An 18,861-nucleotide genomic window follows, 5' to 3' on the forward strand; every position below is an offset into this window, starting at 1 on the left:
ATGGAGCCGCCTGGGGGAATCGAACCCCCGACCTATTCATTACTAGGCGACCATTGGGCCTCTAATGGCGCACTAGACCCCGAGGCAGAGCCCGCGCCCGTGATCCCCATCCGGCCACGCCGCACCCCGCCAGCTGACCGGCCCGCCACAGAGCCGATCCCCGCATGAGCGCCGTCGAGATCGTCCGCGGCACCACGGAGGCCGGCAATCCACGTCTCCGAGTTGTCGACGGCGCCGGCTCGCTCCTGGCTGCGGCTATCCATGTCAACGGGCACTGGGAGATCTTCAGCTATGAGCCCGGCCCGCCGAACGGTCCGCTGGCGGCCTACTCCGAGCCCGATGCGCGCGAGTGGGTGGCATGGATCGGTGAGCAGGTGCTCGGGGCTCGCCGATCAGTGACCGGCTCGTGATCGAATGGTGATTCAACGGTGACCGTCGTTTTCCTGTCAGGTGATCATCAGGTGTTGCACAGTGACGCGGTAGTTAAATCACGGTTCGAGGGGAACCAACACATGTCGTTAACAATCTGGCGCACTTGGCAATTCGCACAATCACTGTCCGCCCGCACGGTCCACGAGCGCACGCAAGCCGTCCACCGCATGGCCCAGTGGTGCAACGTTAATCCTGAGCACGCCCAGATCGATCACGTCGTCACCTGGCTGGCCGAAGGCGGCGACTGGTCCGCCAACACCCGCTGGACCTACTACACCCACCTCAACGCGTGGTTCCTCTGGCTCCAGAAAACTGGCCGCCGACTCGACAACCCCATGGTCATGATCGACGCCCCGAAGCGTTCCAAGGGTATCCCCCATCCGGTCACCAACGAGGGAGTCCAACGCCTGCTCAAGGTACGTGCCCGACGCCGCACCCGTGCAATGCTGCTGCTGGCTGCGTTTCAGGGGTTCCGCGCCCACGAGATCGCCAAGGTCAAGGGCGAAGACTTCGACCTGATTGCACGCACCGTGACCGTCACCGGGAAGGGCGGTTTCACCGCGACACTCCCCCTGCATCACCGCGTCCTCGAAATCGCCTACCAGATGCCCCGTCGGGGCTACTGGTTTCCCGGAGTGGACCGTGGCCACCAACGCCGCGAATCGATCTGCGGCACCATCAAAGAAACCATGGTCCGCGCAGGCGTGCCAGGCTCGGCTCATTGCCTGCGGCACTGGTTCGGCACGGCGTTGCTGGAAGCGGGGGTTGACGTACGTGTCGTCCAGACGCTGCTACGTCACCAGAACTTGGCCACCACCGAGATCTACACCCAGGTGTCCAACGCTCGGCGCGCCGAGGGTATCGAGCTGCTCGATCCGTTCCGCGTCGACCCTGTCGCGACCGTAACCGACCAGATGCGGCGCGTCATCGAGCAATGGTGCGAGAGCGACGACCGGGATTCGCAGAGCGAGACTGCGGCCGAGGCGGCGTAATCAGGCGCGTTTGGCGATCCACGCATCGATAGTTTCCGGCAGCCAGCCCTTGACCCGGCCGACGATCGCGTCAGGTTCAGGGAGCCGGCCGGGGATCATGGCGTAGGCCTTGATGGTGTTGCGGGATAGGCCAGCTCTGTCGGCAAATTCGGTGACGCTCAGGTATCTGACCACTGCGCCGACGGTAAGTACCCGAAAGGGTGTATCCGTTTGGGTGTCCCGTTGAGTACATCCGCTCGTTAGGGTCGGTTCCCATGCCTGCGCGCCGATCACCCTGGCTGGACGAACGTGCCGCACTGCTCGCGAAGACCCTGTCTGAGCGACACGGCCTACAGATGCCCGACGACGTCATGGCCGCTGCTCGTGATGACATCTCGGACCACCTGGACCAATTGGCCGCGCTGATGAGGATCGGCCGGCAAGCCGCAAAGATGTACGTGACCGACGATGTGATCGCAAAGATGGCACAGCGCATCGCGATCGCCTATCGACACGCGGCGGGCAACTCTCGCGGCTTGGCCCGGCCGCATCTCCGCGTCGTGGACTGACAGCTTTTTGACAGGTCTGTCACAAGACGCAGCGAGCTGGTTGTACGCTCACCGGCCATGAAGGTGCTGGTGCCGCTGATCGCCGTCGTGGGCATTGCTGCTGGGATCATGCAGGCCCCTGCGGCGCACGCGGAGCCCGACGTGTTCGGCTTGATCACTCCAGACGAGCAGGGCGAGATCTGGGCCAACAGCCAGCGCAACTGCGTGATCCTCGACCAGGCCGGCGGCACGGCCGACTCGGTTGGTGCGTTGATCGATCGCTACCAGTCCGATGGCTGGGATCAGGAAAGTTCGATCGACATCGTATGGGAGTCGGTCGAGCGGCAGTGCTCGGAGTACCTCGGCGTCGTCAAGCGGGTTGCTCGGACCTACGGTGATCCGTCATGAGCAAGTGGGTTCTCTCGCTGATCGCTCCGCTCGCGGCGGCAACGGTGGGTCTCGCTGCCCCCGCCCAGGCCGACGTGGAGCAGTGGCTGACGAGCGACCGCTACCCGACGAGCAACGATCCAGGCTGCGAGTCCATCCCGTTCCTTGGTCTCAATCCGTATGTCCGATCGATATGCGATGACCCGATCCGGCCGGACGGCTCATGGCGGCGGTACCGCGCACTGTGGCACCCGCGATACGTGCACAGCACATGCTTCGGCGTCCTCTATGAGGGTGGGTGCCCGAGCTGGGCGAAGGATTCACGGGACGTCATTGAGGCAAGTCGCAACATTGATATCTACGTCGTCACCCCTGACACCATCCCGTCGGGCGAGCCCGGACACCTCGGATAGCTCGGAACCGACCGCGCGTCGCCTGCGTCTTAATGGTCATGAGGACTATCGAGGTCGTCGACGCCGAGCTGCGCGTGCTGGCCGCGTATCGGCGAGCGTGCGCGGAGGCCGGCCACCCGGTGCGGTCTACCGCGGTGATGGACCGGCTCCTCGATGAGCGGTCAGTACTCGCGGACGCCGGGCCCGGTGACCAGGGTGCAGTCGGGGCGTAGCGGCGGCCCGTAGGTCGACGTCGCGCAGGTCTTGCACCAGCGCGCCGCCACTGAGGCCGAACCGGTGGCCGTTCGGGCAGGCTTCCGGCTCGACGATCACCCACCGATCGCCTTCCTGGATGAGTTCGCCGGGTTCGGGCACGCGCACACGATAGCGCCCACCGACGACAAAAGAGCCGCCCCGACCCGGAAGGTCAGAGGCGGCCCCCTTGTGCGCGGCTACGGCGTCACAGCGGGTCCTCGCCGGGGTGTACCCGCTTGATGAACCCGTTGACGCCGGCCTTGAATTCGCGAAGGTTGGTGCGGTCGTCACGCAGTTCGCCACGCAGGCCGCCCATGTCGTCACGCACCGCGCCGACGTCCTCGCGGAGGCCGTTGATGTCGCGGCCGTGTTCGATCTGACGCGACCGCATATCGGCCTGTCGTTGGTTCATCTCGGCCTGGCGTCGGTTCATCTCCGCGAACTGTTCGTTGGTCCGCTTCTGCTCGGCCGCAGCGAGTTTCTGCGCTGCCTCGACGCGATCGAGCTGGTGACGGAGGTTGTCATCGATGTGCTCGTTCTTCACCTCGTCGCGAACCGCTTCGGTGTTCACCTTGACGTCGTTGAGTACTTTGCGGTCGCCCTCCCAACGCTCTTTCCCTTTGCGTTGGCCGCGGATCGCAACGACCAACGCTGAGCATCCGGCGATTGCGGCGATGATCGCGGGCAGGTTCGAGACCAAAAGGCCGAGCACGTCGATCATGTCGTCGGGTTGATAGTCGGCCGTAGCGGTGCTGATGGCATCGGCGATCGAACTGGCCAGACTCACTGTTCACAGGGCCCCTTCACTCCGGCGGTGATCACCGCGACCGCCGGTAGCGCAGCCAGGCAATGGCCCACGATCCGACGTAGATCGTGGGCCACACCAGCACCCCGGCCAGGAACCACACGGGTCCCGGCATCAGAGCCCAATGCCGGGGTACCGAGCAGCTTGCTGACGAAGAAGCTCGTCGCGATCCGCCGCGCTGCCGGTGATGTTGATGGCCTGCTGCACGAGCGGACCGAGCACCGGCACCGCTGCCCCCAGCGCATCGCTGGCGGCCTGCTTCACACGATCAAACTCCGAGGTGGCATGCGCGACGTTCCCGATCACCGCGGGCAGTGCGTTGATGATCTGATCGGCCGGCGAGACGGGTTCAGGTTCGGGGGCCGGTTCGTCGAACACGCCGTCGGCGCGTTGCGACCGGGTCTTGGACGCGGCTGCCGCCGACCCCGCTGCGCCGGTGAGCATGCTCGCGGCCGCGACGGCGACGGCAACCCACTTCGACACGCCGCCCTCGACGAGCGCGACCGCCAGCGGCGTGCCAACCACGGTGATCACCGCGGCCGCGGTGTAGCGGTATTGCCGGATCTTGGCCTTCTGATCGTCGGTCTTGCTCACTTCTGAGATCCCTTCTGCGAGTTGATGAACGCCTGCAAGGCTGCAGGGTTAGTGGCTTCGATGACGCTCAGGACGTCGCGCGCTGTGGTGTCGCCGCCCGCGGCTGCAGCGACGAGATAGCTGAGCGCGGGCGGGTTTTCGGCCGCGATCTTGGCGAGCTTGTTCCTGGCGTGGTTGACCGGCCCGGGCAGAGTGCCGTACTTGCCCTTGCCAGCCGCGGTGCGCAGCATCCGAGACAGTGCGTCGGGGTCGCCGAGCGCGGCATCCGGTTCGACGATCTCCCCGCGGTGAAGGGCAGCATCGATCGACTGGACCATGCGGACGATCGGAATCTTCGGCTCGCCCGGGGTGGCGTAGATGGACAGGGATTCAACTTCCAGGTCGGACATCAGCAGTTCCTCCAGTGGGTCAACGGGTTTGGATGGGGCGGTGAGGGTGAGCAGTTGATCGCCGAGCGCCAAGGCGCGGTTGTATCTGGCTCGGCGTTCGTCGATGCCGGTCGTACCGCCGTTGATGGCGGCTGTGACTGCTGCGAAGCCGCGGTAGTCGCCCCACCGCGCGTTCTCACCGGCGTCGACAAGGGCGTTCATCGGCCGCTGCACCTTCCAGTACCAGGCGGCGCCGATGCCGGCCCACCGGAGGTCGGCGAGCTCGGTCGGGCGGTCGACGAAATACGTTGGCGACGGCACCAATCCGCGGTCGAATGCCCACCGGGAGAAATCCGTGTAGTGGGCGCGCCCGGTGATCTGGATCCATGTGCGGCCCTTGAACCGGCGGCCGTCGCCGGGTTGCGTGTTGCCCAGATCCTTGCGGCCCTCGTAGGCATCACCGGATGCGTACTCTTCAGTGGCGTTGAAATTGGCTGACTCATGCCCGGTGTTGGCGATGAACGCCGCACTCCGCGGCGGCGTGGTGCATTCGGCCTGTCTCAGGCCGCCGGACATCGTGGGCAGGATCTGCGCGGCCCGCTCGGGGGTGAGGCCGGTCGCGCGGGCGAGCACGTCGACCGCGTCGGGACTACCGGGCACGGTAGGTACATCTTCCAGTTTTGCGTCGAGGTACCAGAAGTCGTGGAACAGCGGGTCATTCCACGCGCGGGCACCGTCGTAGAGGGAGACACCGACGCCGTTGACGTTGCCGTGGGACTCCCAGTCGACACCGCGGGCGGACATCTTCACCGGCCCGCCGGGGATGTCCATCGTCATCAGCGTGCACGCGGTGTGCGAGAACTCCCCCCCACCACCGTGCTGCAGACCGACGAGCATGACCGGCTTGAACGGCAACGCCGCCGGCCCGCCTTGTGGCATCCGCTTGAATCCGAGGTCGTAGACGATCTTGTGATCGAGGCGGAACGATTCGGTTGAGCCGTACCGGTTTCCGGGCCAGTCCGCCCGGCCGCCGTACCAGGCGGCGGTTTGCAGCACGAGCCCGGAGCAGTCGGTCGAGTCCCGCGGGTTGCGGGTGAACGCACCGCCGTAGTCATAGCCCAGGCCGGCGCGGGCGCGCGCGAGATCGTGCACCTCTTGCGCGCGTTGCCGGGTCACGATAAAGGTCACGCGGGTTCCTTCCTGTTGAGACGACGAAAGCCGCGCTCCGGCGAGAGTCGCGGCTTCGCAGTAGGTTTCGGGTCAGACGGCCAGGTCTTCGTGGCCGTCCTGGATCTCGACGCCGACGCAGAAGATCGCGGCGGCCAGGGCGAGTCCAGCGAGCATGGCGGCGGTGAGGACAGCGACGCCGCGGATCATGTCGCGATCGGGGTGAAACCGATGCTGTTCGTGTTGATTCTGATGATGTCGCCAGACGTGCCACCTTTTGACACCGACGCTGCTGCCGAGTACAGGAAGTTGCCTCCAGTCGATGCGTCCCAGAAGCTGACCCCAGCAATAGTTTCCGACGCGCCCAGGGTGTGCTCCGGGGTGTTGTTCATCGCGATCGAACCCGATGCGGCGGCGTTCCATGAGCACGCGTAGCGGGTCGCCACCGAGCTGGCGTTCGCGGTACCCGCCGCGCCCGGGTCCCCAGTGTGCATCTTGGCGTAGACCGTTGCCGGCGGTGTGTAGGCGATGTTGCGGAATGTGTGATCAAGCAGCTTGTTCGCCAGATAGGACGAGACGCCGTACGGCATTGGTGTTGCCTCCCTTTACTTGTGCGGGTCATTCATGGGATGGCCATCGACCTTGAGCCATTCGTCGATCTCATGAGATTCGACGGTGTCGATAGCGGCTCGGACGAAAGCGTGGAACTCGGTGCGTGTTCGGGTCGGCGGAATAGTCGTCGGTGCCCCAACGCGGATTGGTGGCCCACCGCGCGAACACGGCACTTCCGGTGTAACGACGGCCAGCTGCAACTCACCGCCGGTGTCGTAGAGGGTGAATTCCCACCCGGGCTTGTACGTGATGCGAGCCAGTTCTGACCGCATCTCATCGAGTGTCATTGGTAGGCGCGGAACCACGCCTGGCCACGAGCACCTTTGCCGCCAGCGGATTGACCGATGCCGAACGCGCCGAGGTTGCCGCCGCGACCCCCGCCGCCAGGTGGATTGCCGGGTGCGGCCGTGCCGGAGGTGACCGCAGCGCCACCTATATAGGTGATGCCGTTCCATGTGAAGTTGCCGGGCGATTTGCCGTTCTGCCCGTTGATCACGGCGTCGCCTTTGAGTCCACCGGCGGCTGTCAGCGTCGACCCGGCTCCGACAAATGTTGCGGTGGTCGGATCACCGTCTACACCAGGCTGATTGAAGGCGGGGTTGGAAGGGCCACCGGCGCCACCGTCACCGACGGCACCGGTGATCGCTGTGACATCCCACGGCATCGTGACCCCTCGCTGAAGCGTGTCACCGGCCCACTGGGCGCCGTATCCACCGCACCCTGCGATGCCGGTGCCCTGGCCGCCCTGACCGCCGCCACCACCGCCAATGAGGACGCGGTCGATGAAGTCGCAGTTGCGCGGGAACACGTAGCTGTAGGGGCCGACCGTGGTGAATGTTTGAGGCGCAGGCAGCCCGGTCGGTGGGAAGCTCAGTGCCAGTGCCCGATTGGCCATGAGGGTGGTGGCGGTGTCGATCAGGCTGAGGCGCTGCAATTCCAGGCTTCGGCTGGCCGTGATGGTCTGGCTGAACCCCACGGGGACGACCCGATCGAGGTTGATCGCGCGCGGAACGGTGATGGCCTGTGTGAGGTCGATTGGCCGGATTTTCTGCAGGTTTACTGCGGCCGACCAGGTGACGGCCTGCGCCAGGTCGATGCCCATGACTCGCGATAGGAATAAGGCGCGTTCGATCTCGACGGCCGCGGCCACGTCGAGTTGCAATGTGGCCTGTAACGACAGGTTTCGGGTGACGGTGATCGGCCGGTCGAGGACGAGTCGGTACACGGCCTGTATTGCGAGCTGCCGTGTCGCGGTGATCGCACGCACCACGTCGAGGCCCTTGAGCGCCTGCAGCTCCAGGTCGCTGACCACCTGCACGGTCAGCGCGGTGCCGAGACTGAGCACGACCCACCACTGCTGTTGCCCTCCGGGCGGTTTCGGAATCGTCGGGTCTGTGGTCCAGCCCGGTTTGGGGATTAACGGTGGTGGTGGGGTGGTGGACCAGGCCACTACGCCACCGTGTAACCCAGTGATACCAGCGCCGCGGCGTGTGTATCAGCGTCGACCAGCGCGAGCGGTGTCATGCCGTTGGCTGGGTCACCGTCAGCATCGAGCACGGTCGCGTGTTCGTCGCAGAGGAATACCTCGGCGCTGGCCGGCAGATGTGATCGGGCGATGGGGATGTCGAACGGCATGGATGGCGTGGTCGCCACTGCGAGCCGGTCGTGCACCGTCACCAGCAGATACCAGCCGTCCGAACAGGCGTAGTGGTTCGTGGTCGGTGCGAACTGCGGAAGCGCTTCCGCCACAAGACTTGCTGTAGACACTGCATCTCCTGTCATCGCGTGAAGATCCAGACACACCCGGCGCCGCCCGGGCCGACCGCACCGTCTGCGCCATTGCTGGTGCTGCCCCGCGAGCCAGCGCCAGGGCCGCCGCCGCCACCACCGGGGAAGCCGCCGGCCCCGCCGTTGCCGCCGGCTCGACCGACACCGACCACGGCACCGGTTCCGCCGGCCCCGCCACCACCGCCGCCACCACCGCACTTGGTGGCGGCGCCCGCCGAAACGGACCCGCCAGGCTGGCCGTTGTTGCCGACGCCTGATGTGGTGGTGCCGCCCAGGCCGCCAGTGCCGAGCGTGGAGGACGTTCCCGGGTCTCCGGGGGTGGAGGCCGTGTTGGGGGTGTTGATCGCGTCCTGGCCGTTGCCGCCCTTGCCGCCCTGCCCCGGCTGCGAGCTGGTCGGGGTGAACCCGAATGCAGTGGCGATACCACCCGGGGAACCAGGCGACGGCGACTGAGCGAGCACCGTGCCGGTGTGGTTCCCGGTCGCGGCCCGCACATAAGACCGGGCACCGTTGGTGCCGACCGCGATATCGAGCTGCGCGGGCAGCGTGGCTACGTCGAGCGGCTGCACGAGGTACGAACCGTCCAGCCCCGGATTGCCCCCGATCTTTCCTGACGGGGGACTGCTGGGCTGGCCGCTGCCGACCAGCACCGCGATGGCCTCGGTGATGCCCGTCGGGCGCACCCAGTTCGTCTGTGACGACGTGAACGTGGTGACGTTGAATCCGGCGATCACCGCATCGCGGATCGCCTCGATGGTCTGTTGAGCCTGAGCCGGGGTCCCGGTGCCGCCGGACCCGAACCATCCGTTGAAGATGCCGGCGAGGCCGTCGGTGACGGTGTCGCCGAGGTCGACCAGGCCTTCGACCACCGTCTTCGGCACGGTGCCGGTGATGTCCGCGCCGTTCAATTGCCCGGATGCCATCAGCTTCTGGGTCTTCTGCCCGAGCGAAGTCCACCAGTCCTTGATGTCCTGCAGAACCGGCAGCGACGGCACGGTGGGGATACCCGCGAGAATGTCGCGGATCGTCTCCAGGATCGTCTTGAGGTCGAGCAGGCCGGTGATGCGATCCATGCCGAGCATCCCCAGCACCGTGGCCGGGGCGTGGAGCAGCGCGTCGAGCAGGTTGTTCAGCTCGTTGATGCGTGCCTGGATGGCTGCGGGCAGCCCGTCGGCGAGCACCCCGACCGGCGGGATTTTCAGCACTGGTGTGTTGAGCCAGTACACCGCGCCGGCCGCCAGCGGGTCGTTTGTCAGGGCGGGTCGCACCGACTGCACCCCGGCGGGGATGTCCCACTCCGAATCACCCAGCGTGACAGGTGAACTGATGGTGCCCGACGGGTTCGGAATCGACCCGAGGACTACCGGTGTCGCCGGGCCGGAACCATCGGCCGAGGCGAACGTCTCCAGCACGTACCGAATACCCTGGCCTGCCGTCGAACTCACCCCGGAGTACTTCACCTTGATCTCGGTGTTCAGCGGCTGGTCGGGTTCGACCTTGATGACACCGGACTTCAGATAGAGGATTTTCGCGGTGCCGTCACAGATCACCTTGGCCGCGTCGGCTGCCGCGTCGTACGACCAGCCGTCGTTGTTCGGCACAGATGTCGCCGTGAACCGCTCCAACAGGTTCGGTACCGCGGTCGTCAGGAACGGGATCGGCACCCCACCGGCGAACTGCGGCAACTGAATCGGGCCAAACAGATTCGCCGCCGGGAGCGGCGAATTCGGACCCAGCAGCAGGTTGAGCGGCAGCAGGAACGTCGACACGACCGTGTGCCATATCGCCGCGGGGTCCATTGACGACGGGTTCGTGAAGTCGAGGCCTGCGAACAGGACCCGGAAGATCCCGAAGATGTCCTGGATTTGCAGCAGTACCGGGTCATCGCCGTCGTAGGTGCCGAGGATGGCCTCCAGCAGGCCGACCAGTTCGCCGACGACCGGCAGGTCTTCGATGAACTTGAGCAGCAGGTTCGGCAGGTCCTCGGGACCCTGGACATCGGCCGGATCAGCGTTGGCGACAGCTGAATTGAATTCCGCCCAGATCCTCGTCAGGATCCCGAACGGGGTCAGGTCCGTGAGGGGATGGCCGCCGCTGGACCCATCGAAAATGGATGGGAACCGTTCAGCAGCGCGGCCCCGCATCGCCGACGGGGACATGTCCTGCAGCCGACTGGCCAGCTTATCGAGCGTGAGTGCTTCGACCGGCAGGTTCGTGACGCCACCCGGTGTGGTCACGCCTGCACCGCCCGAGCCGCCTTCGCGATCCGCTTCGGCGGTGTCGGCGCGGTCGCGGTCCGCGCCACGAACGGCTCACCGTCGGTGTGCTGCGGCGGATCCGGCAGCTTGACCGACCGCTCCCGCACCCCATCAGTGATCCACGCCGGCGCGTGCACGGCCTCCGGGTCGATGTGCTCAGTCTGCCGCACCCCGAGCGCGACGAGCTGCGCCGCCAGATCACCGACCACAGGCTGCAGCAGGTGCAACGGCATCTCTGTCGCCGTCAGCAGCGCTGACGCCAGCGCCCCGCCGATCGCCTTCGTCTGGCCCTCGATGTCGCCGACATCCGGGATCTTCTTCGGAATGACCTGAGACTCAATAACCTTGTCCGCGATCGCTTTCGCACTCGCGCCGGATATCCGCCGACTCTTTTTGCTCACCACAGTCCTATCTGGTTCAGTCCACTCATCGCCTTCGCCGTCAGCTCCGCCAGCTTCTCGATCGCATCCGCGTCGCGGCGGGTGGCGCCAAAGGTGGCATCGATGCCGAGTCCCTTGCCGTCGCCCCAAGCGATGTCGAGCTGGCGGCACCGGCGCACGAACACCCGCGGCATGAGGTACTTCGAGGTTCCGCCAACCCGATCACCGAGCCACCAGTGCCCAAACCCGTTGTCGCCGATCAGCCATGGAGCCGCGTTCGCGACCGTCAGGGTGAAATCGGTGTCGGGGTCGGTCTCGCGCCGTCGACGCCGCAGATCCATCACGGACAGCGCGGTGAACGCCTGGGTGACGTTGGTGCTGGTGGTCTCCAGGTAGTGGCCCCACCCCTGTTTGGCGACCCGCAGCAGCAGCGGTACCGACATATAGGCGAGGATCGAGTCCTTATAGATCGGGTTCAGGAAGCTGTCCAACGCACCGCCGAGCGACCCAACCGAAATGGTGTAGCCAACGACTGCGCTGATCGTCGCGCCCAGGTTGTCGCCCAAGACGTCACCGGCATAATTCACGGCCGCCGAGATCAGCTCGTTGACGCCGGGCATTGACTGGCCACCGACGGTGATGCGGCCGGGCCCGCCGGGTGACCGCGAGAATTCCGAGGTTTGGATGCCGGTGATGTCGCCGTCGCGGTAGATGACGTAGGGGTGCGCGGGCAGCGTCCCGAGGATGCCGGGCAGCCGGTAGCCGGTCTCGTCGATCGTCTCCCCGGTGAACAGGTCGTAGGAGTCCTCGACATGATTGGACGTGACGTTGGCGATCGTGCGGGTCAGGCCGGTGAGCAGGTTGCCGCCGATGCTCGTGCCTTCGCGGAACCCAGATTTGTTGACGATGCCGACGAACAGGGTTCCGTTGCGCCAGTTGGTTCCCGCGCCGGGCCACGGCTCCGGGTCGCCGGTGAACCACCGCCGCAAATCCCACTGCAGCTCCGCGTCCTCGAGGATCGGTGCTGCCACATCGAACATCGATGTCTTGATGGACCCGACGACCAGAGCCAGCGGCGCGACAGAATCGCCGAAGTTGCGGGGCTTGACCACGATCTGTGACTGCTGCCAAAACCCCCGCAGCGCATCCACCAACCCTTCGATGGTCCAGTTCGCCGGGTCGAGCAACTTCATCAGGTCGCCGATGTCAATGTTGGTCAGCTGTAGGCGCAGCAGGTTGCACGCCATCGTCAGCAGCAGCGCGTGATCGGCCTGCAGGTACATCATCCAGGCCTTGGGCTGCTGGATCAGTGACACCGGCAGGAATGGATTACCTGCTGTGTGAACGAATTTCAGTTCCTCGATGTCGTCGAGGAAGTCGATAACCACCTCGTCGCCCTTGTCGCCCCGCACGACGGTCACGCCGTTCTGCGGCTTCATCCGGCCGCAGAGGCGGGCGCCCATCGTCTCGATGCGGACGTGGATATTGCTGGTGCCGCGCGCTTCCTCGTCGAGCGCCCAGAACGCCGCCCAGGTTCGCCTCCGGTCATCGAGGTCGATCGGGAGCCGCAGCTGGATGACGCCGGTCTCGTTGACGACCGGTGTGACTCTGCCGCCGAGCTCGCCGTGCACCTGGCCGCGGTAGACCCAGTCGCCGTCGTAGAGCCAGATTTTCGGCCGGTCGTAGGCGCGTTCGATGCGGTACTCACGCAGCTCCCGCGCCCACGCGGCGAAGTCCTCGTGATCGGTGCCGGTGAACGGCTCCGCGAACGTCGCAATCGTCATTCGTCACCCTCGTCGCTATACGCATCGCCGTACCAGAGGCGCCGCATTTCCTCGTCGCAGTCGCGACATGGGCGGCGCTGGGAGCATCCGGTCTCGATCTCGTGCGCCTGCCGAAGCGACAGGCCGGACTCGATGACCGCCTTACCTTTGTCGGTGATCTTCATCAGGCCTCCAACCCCGACTCGGCTGACCAGAATCGGCGTTGCCGCAACGTGGCTTTCGCACCCTTCGGCCCGTTGCACACCACCGGCATCAGCACCGGATCATCGACAGTCCCGGTATACGGTGGGACCGGATACACAGGTTCGACACCGTTGAAAAGCCCAGCGGCATTGGATAAGTCAGCGTTGACGTAGGTGTCCATGAACGGGTCAGACATCACCGACAGCAACTGGGTGAGTTCCTGGGTGACGATCATCCGCGCCGCATCCGACCCGACCGGGCGGTTCCACCTACGTTCCTGACCGAACCCGAAGTCGGGGAACTGCCAGGCCTTCGCCGGGTCGAATTCCCATTCGAGCCAGAGGTTCTGATCGGTCGGGTTCCACACCTCGAACCAACCGATGCACTCCCCGGCGACGGTGACCTTGCCCTGCACCAGTCCCAGATCGCCCCATATGCCCCCCGCAGTCAGGCTGACTCTCGTGCCGGTGAGGGTGCTGCTGCCGGCGGCCGGGCCGGTGAACAGGACAACGAGATTGCTCGCAGACGTCGTTGTGGCCGCCGTTCCGGTGACGGTGACGTTCCCAGCGCCCACCGATGCGAGGCCCTCCAGCGCCGACTTGATGGTGGCCGCGTTTGCGTTGAACGGCAGGTTGCCGGTCGTGTTGGCGCCGTATGTCAGGGTGAAGTTGCCGCCATCGGCCTGGATCTTGATCGTGAACCGGTCGGCCGGATTCTCCCACGAGGCAACGGTTTCGGTGCCCTCGAACATCGGGTTGACCGCGATCACGGAGACGACGGCGTGATACTCCTGGTCGATGTCGGCGTCGAACCCGTCCTCGGTGGTGTACTGGATTTCCTTGGACAGCCGCAGCGTGAGCGACCGGCGTCCCGATGGCCCGTCGTAGTGCCACTTGACCTTGCGGAAGTTGCCCGGTGTGCCCCAGAGCCGTTGGAACCGCGGCCGGGACTCGGGGGTGAGCCAGAACGGCAACACCATCTCCCGGATTGGGATGGTGTCACCGACGATCCGGCCGCCCGGCTCGAACGCACCGGACAGGGTTCGCACGGTGAACCCGGTGTCGTAGAGGCCATTCGGGTCGGTGTCCAGAATGATGTCGTCGCCCAGGTAGGCATCGTTGGGCGCGGACACCACGACCGAATCACCATTGTCCGATTCGAGGGTGATCGTTGCGACGGCCATCAGAACCTCTGCAATTTCGCCGCGGCCCGCTCACGTTCCTGGCGTTGCGCTCGAATGAACGCATCCTCGGTGTCGCGCGCCTGAATGTTGTAGGTCACCGGTGGCAGCTGCTTACCGCCGCCGCCGGTGAAGCCCTTGGCCATTGTCATTGCCACCTTGATTCCATCCTGCGCGATGCGCCAATAGTCCTGGGTCATAAGCGGTTCGGGTCCGCCCGACCGGTTCTCCACCAGGTGCACACCCTCGTCGACCCAGCCGCCGGTGTCGTACAGCTTCGGCTGGCCCCACCACGGCTTCTTTTGCGGCGTAGCGGGCGGCGTATACGGCGTCCAGGTGTTCGGCCACGCCTTGGGCCCGTCGGCGCCGCGATCTCGCAACAGGGCCTCGGCAGCTTCGATCTGCTGCTCCTTGGTCGCGAGATCGGCGCGCGCCGCGAACTGCTTCCCGTACGCGTCCCACGTCGGCTGATCGAATTGCAGACCACCGAAGTAGCCGTTGCCGGTGTTGATCGCCCAGTTACCACCGGACTCTTTCTGCGCCATCGCATCCCAATCGGCACCAGGCGTGGCCTTCGCCGCCGGCGTCGCTTGATCCGTTGGCCCAGGTGCCGCACCGGTACCCGCATGCGGCTGGGATCCTGTTCCGGTACCGCTGAACAGTGACGCCAGCCCACCGCCGGTTGATCCGCCGCCGCCGAAGATCTTGTTGCCGTCCTTGTCGGACACCGATATGCCGCCGACGAGGGAGCTGACTCCCTGCAGCCAGGACGGGGAGTCTGGGATACCCAGCACCCCAAGCAGCGAGGACACTTGGCCGCCAACAAACTTCTCGGCCGCGAATCCTGCCCAGCCAGACAGCGTCGTCGGATAGCTACCTGACGACCCTGACCCCGATCCAGTTCCGGCTTGGGCCATGAGCGCGCTGCGATCCGTAATGCCCTGCAAGCCGCTGAGATCAGACGGCGACGACGTGGCTGAATTGGCCCCTGAATCGGCTGCGCCCGACAGCGGCGAGGTCGGAGCGGCCACTGGTGTCGCTCCAGCTCCTCTCCCCTTGCCCAGGATCACGTGGAGGTGGTCCATGTGGTTCTGGGTGTCGCTGCCGCGGTCGCTCATGCCGGTGCCGGCGGTCAGCGCGCCGCCGTAGCCGTAGCTGGTCTGCCGCCAGATGATGCCGTCGACTTGCAGTGCAGGGCCGTTCTTTTGGAGGAACGCGAGAATCGCGTCACCGGTCGCTTTGCCTTCCGGCGATCCGTAGTTCGGGATCATGATGTCGATGGCGTTGCCCGTTGAGTGCTCGCCGTAGCCGTCTTCGGCGCGACGGCCGCCGATGCGGGTAATCTGCGGCCACGTCTTCATGATCAGCGTGCGCAGATAATCGGCGCCAGCGTTGAGCCCCTCAGCGGTGGCGCTCTTGTTCACCGGTGAACCGACGCGACCGCCCAGCTCGTAGCCGGGTAGTTGCCCGGTGGCGTTCATGTGGTCGAGCAGGCCGGGGTGTGCTGCCTCGATCATGCGTCGCGATGACGCTTTGATGACCTGCTCGTCGCCGTGCACCACACCGGCGATCTGTTTGGTGGGCAGGTTCCCGGTGTATCCGCCTAACGAGAAGCCCTCGGCGGCGACGAACTTGGGCAGTTTCGGAATGCTGACGTTGATGTCGTCGCCGAACGGGTTCGGGATGTGGAAGCTCAGAGCGTCGGCGAACGCGTTCCACTTGTCGCCGATCCAGTTGAGCACCGCAACAAGTCCGTTCTTGAGGCCTTCCCACATTCCTTTGGCGGCGTTGGTGATCGCGGTGGGCAGGCCCTTGAACCAGTCGACCATCGCGGTGAACTTGTCTTTGATCCCGGTCCATACCTTGCCGGCGGTGTCGACGAGCCAGTTCCATCCGGTGCCGATCGCTTCCCAGACCTTTTTGAGGAAGGGCCAGGCGGTGTCGACGAACCAGTCGACGACCGCTTTCGCGGCCTCCTTGATGCCCTTCCAAGCGGCGTCGACGACCTTGCGGAAGGTCTCACTGTGCTTGTAGGCGTAGATGATTCCCGCGACGAGCCCGGCGATGGCCACGACGACGATGCCGATCGGGTTGGCGCTCATCGCGGCGTTCCACAGCCATTGCGCGGCCGTGACGGCTTTCGTGGCGGCGGCGCCGGCGACCATGGCCACCTTGTGCGCGGTGAGCGCGATGGTGTTGGTGCCCAGGGACGCTGTGCCCGCGCCGGTTGCGGCGGCGAACACGCCCTGTGCGATCGACGCTGCGGCCATTGCGGTGTTCCACACGATCATTGCTGCGCCGATTCCCTTGGCCGCCAGGGTGACTGCGAGGATGATCGGCGCCAAAGGTCCGAGGTGCGCAACGACGGTGGCCAAGTGTGGTGCGAGCACCGCGACGACTGTCGCCCAGGGGGTGAACGCGTTGACGATTCCCGGCAGGACCGGCGCGATGTTCTGCATCGCCTGCCCGAGTGCCGGCATCAGTTCCCGGGCCATGGTCGTCACGCCCGGTGTCGCCTGCGCGATCGCATCGCCGATCGCCTTGAAGCCCGGGGCCAGCGCGGGCGCGGCGATCGCGCCGAGTTCCCGCAGGCCGGAGAAGATCGGGGCGACGACGTTGCCGATGTTGCGGACCTGCTGGGAGATGGTCTCGAACACGGCTTTCATCTGCTCCGGGCTGATGCTGCCCAGCCAGTTCCCGAACTTGGCCAGAACACCATCGAGACCGTTGCCGACGCCCGAAAACGTCGTCGCGGCGGTCGCCGCGAATTGGGCGACTCCCGTTGTCAGGGCGCCGATTCCGCTGCCGCCGATGAAGTGTTGAAAGAAGCTGTCCGATGCGGCGATCATCTGGTCGAACGCGGCCATCGTTGCCGGCGCGGTCAGGCCGGAGGTGATCTTGTTGCCGAGGCTGCCCAGTGTCGTGGTCAGTCCGACGATCTTCGGGGACAGGTTGTCGGCCAGGCCGCCGAGCATGGTGAACGTGGGCGCGAGGGCAACGGACAGTTCGTCGGTGACCGCGTGGCGGAAGTTCTTGACCGCATCGAGCATCGGGGCCATCCGCTCGCCGATCATCGCGTCGAACGGGTCAACCCCCGACTGGCCCTTATTCTGGGCGTCGGCCACCGCCTGCAGCGCCTCGGTGAGTTGCTTTTCGGAATCGATGACCGCCTGGTTGGCATCGGCCGCTCGTTGCTTGGCCTGGACAACCTGGTCGGAGCCTTCGACGCCTAGCCGATTCGCTTCAGCCGTCTTGTCGGCGAGCTCATTGTTGGAGTTCTGCGTCTCGGCGAGCCGCTGCTCAGCCTCCTGGACCCGCAGGACCGCGCGCTCCCGGTCGATCATGTCGACCGGCTGCCCGTCGCGGCCGAGGTCCTGCAGGTCGCGCCGCGCCTCCAGGAGGGACAACTGCGCGTCCTTTTCGGACAGCGCGGCGCCCCGCAGCTGGAGGTTCATGTCTTTGATCTGGTCGGCTGCTTCCTTGCGGGCCCGCGTCAGATCACGCTCGGCGTCGCGGGATTCCCGCTTGGCGCGTTCGACGCCCTTCTCCGCTTGCTCGACCTGTTTTGCCGCCGTTGCAACGGCTTTGGCTTGTGATGCGCCGCCGTCACTCTTGGCGTAGGCCTTGGCGGCGTCGGACAGGCCGGTGAAGCCGGCGGTGAGCGCGAGTAGCGCGGGGCCGAGGATGCCGGCTGCCGCGCCGGCGGCGATACCCATCGCGGCACCCACTGCGGTGAGCGCCGCGACCATCGGGCCGCCCAGGAGCGTGGAGACGCCGGTCGCGACACCCAGCAGTGCCGAGAAGCCGATCGTTCCCAGCGCAGTGATCTTCCCGAGCTGGTTGAGCGTCGAGAGTCCGCGGCCAACGGCGGTGAGCAGGATCAACGACGAGGTCACTCGACCGATGTCGCGGGCCGCGTTACCGGCGGCCCGCGACACCAGCTGTAAGCCGACCGCCAGTTTCCCGACCCCACCACCGCCGAGCAGTGTCAGCGCGCCACCGGCGGTGAGCAGCGATTTCGACAGCCCCTGCGCGGCAACGGACGCGACCTTTGTGCCGGTGGCGATCGCGCCGACGTTGCGCAGGACGGACCCGACGCCTGAGGCCGCCTGATCGACACCGGAGCTGATGGCCCGGATGCCCGACAACATCGAGGCGCCGAGGCTCGCGCCGTACCGATTCCCGACACGGGAAGCGTTGGCCGTCGAGAGTTCCTGCTCCACCTGCCGGTGCAGGCCTGCAGCGAATCGTGAACCGTCGATGCCTTGCCGAATGTCACGGCCGGCACGTAGGCCGGCCTGGCGCGCGCCGTCGACGTCGACATGTGCGGTGATCGACCAGTCGCGCGTTGCCGTGGCGATGGCTTCGCGCACCCCGCGTAGCGACGGAATGAGCTGCAGCGTCGCGTAGCCGATAGTCGTCACCTACATGGCCTCCTCACGTATTTCTTTGCTGTACGCGCGTTTTCGCTTCGCGTAGTCGGCTTTCAATTCGGCAATTCGGGCCGCGTGCGCCGCGGCGCGCGCCTTTTCTTCCATCGCGGCGCGCACCGGGTGATCGGGGTGTGGGCTGTTCGGATTGGAGTTCACCCGCAGCAGCAGTGCCCACAGGTCGGCGATCAGGTGATCGGTCGGTGACCATCCGGGCTGGCCGTCATTAATGGCTCGTACGAGCGAGGACTCTGGGCGCTTGAACAAATCTCGGATCAGCACCCAGAGCCGCCGCGTGGTCAGCGTCCCGCGGTAGAAGTCGAGCAG

The 18,861-nt window shown here is 65.8% G+C and carries 21 protein-coding genes; 6 read left to right on the forward strand and 15 right to left on the reverse strand.

Annotation, left to right across the window (positions count from 1 at the left end; all coding sequences use genetic code 11):
* Positions 1-164 precede the first annotated feature (164 nt).
* Both BST13_RS35125 and BST13_RS35130 read left to right on the forward strand, forming a co-directional pair.
* A complete protein-coding gene (locus BST13_RS35125) occupies positions 165-410 on the forward strand; it encodes a hypothetical protein (RefSeq protein WP_083170458.1) in 246 nt (81 codons plus the stop codon).
* Between the two features lie 18 nt (positions 411-428).
* Entirely contained in the window at positions 429-1,424 is a 996-nt protein-coding gene (locus tag BST13_RS35130) for a tyrosine-type recombinase/integrase (RefSeq protein ID WP_245839932.1), read from the forward strand.
* Here BST13_RS35130 and BST13_RS38890 read toward each other — a convergent pair whose 3' ends face one another.
* Entirely contained in the window at positions 1,425-1,598 is a 174-nt protein-coding gene (locus tag BST13_RS38890) for a helix-turn-helix transcriptional regulator (RefSeq protein ID WP_142282924.1), read from the reverse strand.
* A gap of 80 nt (positions 1,599-1,678) precedes the next feature.
* Here BST13_RS38890 and BST13_RS35135 point away from each other — a divergent pair, with 80 nt between their 5' ends.
* From BST13_RS35135 to BST13_RS39225, 4 genes are read left to right on the forward strand one after another with little or no spacing between them, the layout of a single operon-like run.
* Positions 1,679-1,972, forward strand: a complete 294-nt coding sequence (locus tag BST13_RS35135) for a hypothetical protein (protein WP_083170460.1) — start codon at positions 1,679-1,681, stop codon at positions 1,970-1,972.
* A gap of 57 nt (positions 1,973-2,029) precedes the next feature.
* Positions 2,030-2,359, forward strand: a complete 330-nt coding sequence (locus tag BST13_RS35140; protein WP_083170461.1) for a hypothetical protein — start codon at positions 2,030-2,032, stop codon at positions 2,357-2,359.
* On the forward strand, positions 2,356-2,751 hold the full coding sequence (locus BST13_RS35145) for a CDGP domain-containing protein (RefSeq protein WP_083170463.1): 396 nt from the start codon (positions 2,356-2,358) through the stop codon (positions 2,749-2,751). The genes BST13_RS35140 and BST13_RS35145 overlap by 4 nt, the downstream gene beginning before the upstream one ends.
* A gap of 38 nt (positions 2,752-2,789) precedes the next feature.
* The gene (locus BST13_RS39225; protein ID WP_158087253.1) at positions 2,790-2,963 is read left to right on the forward strand and encodes a hypothetical protein; all 174 of its coding nucleotides are present in this window, start codon (positions 2,790-2,792) and stop codon (positions 2,961-2,963) included.
* Between the two features lie 227 nt (positions 2,964-3,190).
* Here the strand turns inward: BST13_RS39225 and BST13_RS35155 are convergent, their stop codons facing one another.
* The 14 genes from BST13_RS35155 to BST13_RS35215 all read right to left on the reverse strand — a co-directional run bounded on the left by BST13_RS35155 (position 3,191) and on the right by BST13_RS35215 (position 18,816).
* Positions 3,191-3,772, reverse strand: a complete 582-nt coding sequence (locus BST13_RS35155; RefSeq protein WP_083170467.1) for a hypothetical protein — start codon at positions 3,770-3,772, stop codon at positions 3,191-3,193.
* Between the two features lie 132 nt (positions 3,773-3,904).
* Positions 3,905-4,384, reverse strand: a complete 480-nt coding sequence (locus tag BST13_RS35160; protein WP_083170469.1) for a phage holin family protein — start codon at positions 4,382-4,384, stop codon at positions 3,905-3,907.
* Complete coding sequence (locus tag BST13_RS39565; protein WP_083170471.1) at positions 4,381-5,940, reverse strand: glycoside hydrolase family 19 protein; 1,560 nt, start codon at positions 5,938-5,940, stop codon at positions 4,381-4,383. The genes BST13_RS35160 and BST13_RS39565 overlap by 4 nt, the downstream gene beginning before the upstream one ends.
* A 185-nt stretch (positions 5,941-6,125) precedes the next feature.
* Positions 6,126-6,509 carry a phage tail fiber protein gene (locus BST13_RS35170; protein WP_083170473.1) on the reverse strand — a complete coding sequence of 128 codons (384 nt, stop codon included), beginning with the start codon at positions 6,507-6,509 and terminating at the stop codon, positions 6,126-6,128.
* Positions 6,510-6,524: 15 nt separating this feature from the next.
* A complete protein-coding gene (locus tag BST13_RS35175; protein ID WP_083170474.1) occupies positions 6,525-6,803 on the reverse strand; it encodes a hypothetical protein in 279 nt (92 codons plus the stop codon).
* Between the two features lie 11 nt (positions 6,804-6,814).
* Complete coding sequence (locus BST13_RS35180) at positions 6,815-7,981, reverse strand: glycine-rich domain-containing protein (RefSeq protein WP_142282925.1); 1,167 nt, start codon at positions 7,979-7,981, stop codon at positions 6,815-6,817.
* Positions 7,981-8,298: a DUF7572 family protein gene (locus tag BST13_RS35185; RefSeq protein ID WP_083170477.1), complete on the reverse strand. Its 318-nt coding sequence runs from the start codon at positions 8,296-8,298 to the stop codon at positions 7,981-7,983. Before BST13_RS35185 ends, BST13_RS35180 begins: the two co-directional genes overlap by 1 nt.
* 11 nt (positions 8,299-8,309) lie before the next feature.
* Positions 8,310-10,556 (reverse strand): hypothetical protein, encoded by a 2,247-nt coding sequence (locus tag BST13_RS35190; RefSeq protein ID WP_083170479.1) that lies wholly within the window; start codon positions 10,554-10,556, stop codon positions 8,310-8,312.
* Positions 10,553-10,978 carry a hypothetical protein gene (locus BST13_RS35195; RefSeq protein WP_083170538.1) on the reverse strand — a complete coding sequence of 142 codons (426 nt, stop codon included), beginning with the start codon at positions 10,976-10,978 and terminating at the stop codon, positions 10,553-10,555. Before BST13_RS35195 ends, BST13_RS35190 begins: the two co-directional genes overlap by 4 nt.
* The gene (locus BST13_RS35200) at positions 10,975-12,741 is read right to left on the reverse strand and encodes a Gp37-like protein (RefSeq protein ID WP_083170481.1); all 1,767 of its coding nucleotides are present in this window, start codon (positions 12,739-12,741) and stop codon (positions 10,975-10,977) included. Before BST13_RS35200 ends, BST13_RS35195 begins: the two co-directional genes overlap by 4 nt.
* Positions 12,738-12,905: a hypothetical protein gene (locus tag BST13_RS39230; RefSeq protein WP_158087254.1), complete on the reverse strand. Its 168-nt coding sequence runs from the start codon at positions 12,903-12,905 to the stop codon at positions 12,738-12,740. Before BST13_RS39230 ends, BST13_RS35200 begins: the two co-directional genes overlap by 4 nt.
* Positions 12,905-14,107 carry a hypothetical protein gene (locus BST13_RS35205; protein WP_083170483.1) on the reverse strand — a complete coding sequence of 401 codons (1,203 nt, stop codon included), beginning with the start codon at positions 14,105-14,107 and terminating at the stop codon, positions 12,905-12,907. Before BST13_RS35205 ends, BST13_RS39230 begins: the two co-directional genes overlap by 1 nt.
* Positions 14,107-18,528 carry a VldE C-terminal domain-containing protein gene (locus BST13_RS40280; protein ID WP_281254788.1) on the reverse strand — a complete coding sequence of 1,474 codons (4,422 nt, stop codon included), beginning with the start codon at positions 18,526-18,528 and terminating at the stop codon, positions 14,107-14,109. The genes BST13_RS35205 and BST13_RS40280 overlap by 1 nt, the downstream gene beginning before the upstream one ends.
* A complete protein-coding gene (locus tag BST13_RS35215) occupies positions 18,529-18,816 on the reverse strand; it encodes a hypothetical protein (protein ID WP_245839933.1) in 288 nt (95 codons plus the stop codon).
* Positions 18,817-18,861 lie beyond the last annotated feature (45 nt).

Source organism: Mycobacterium aquaticum, from assembly GCF_002086485.1.
Taxonomy (GTDB): domain Bacteria; phylum Actinomycetota; class Actinomycetes; order Mycobacteriales; family Mycobacteriaceae; genus Mycobacterium; species Mycobacterium aquaticum.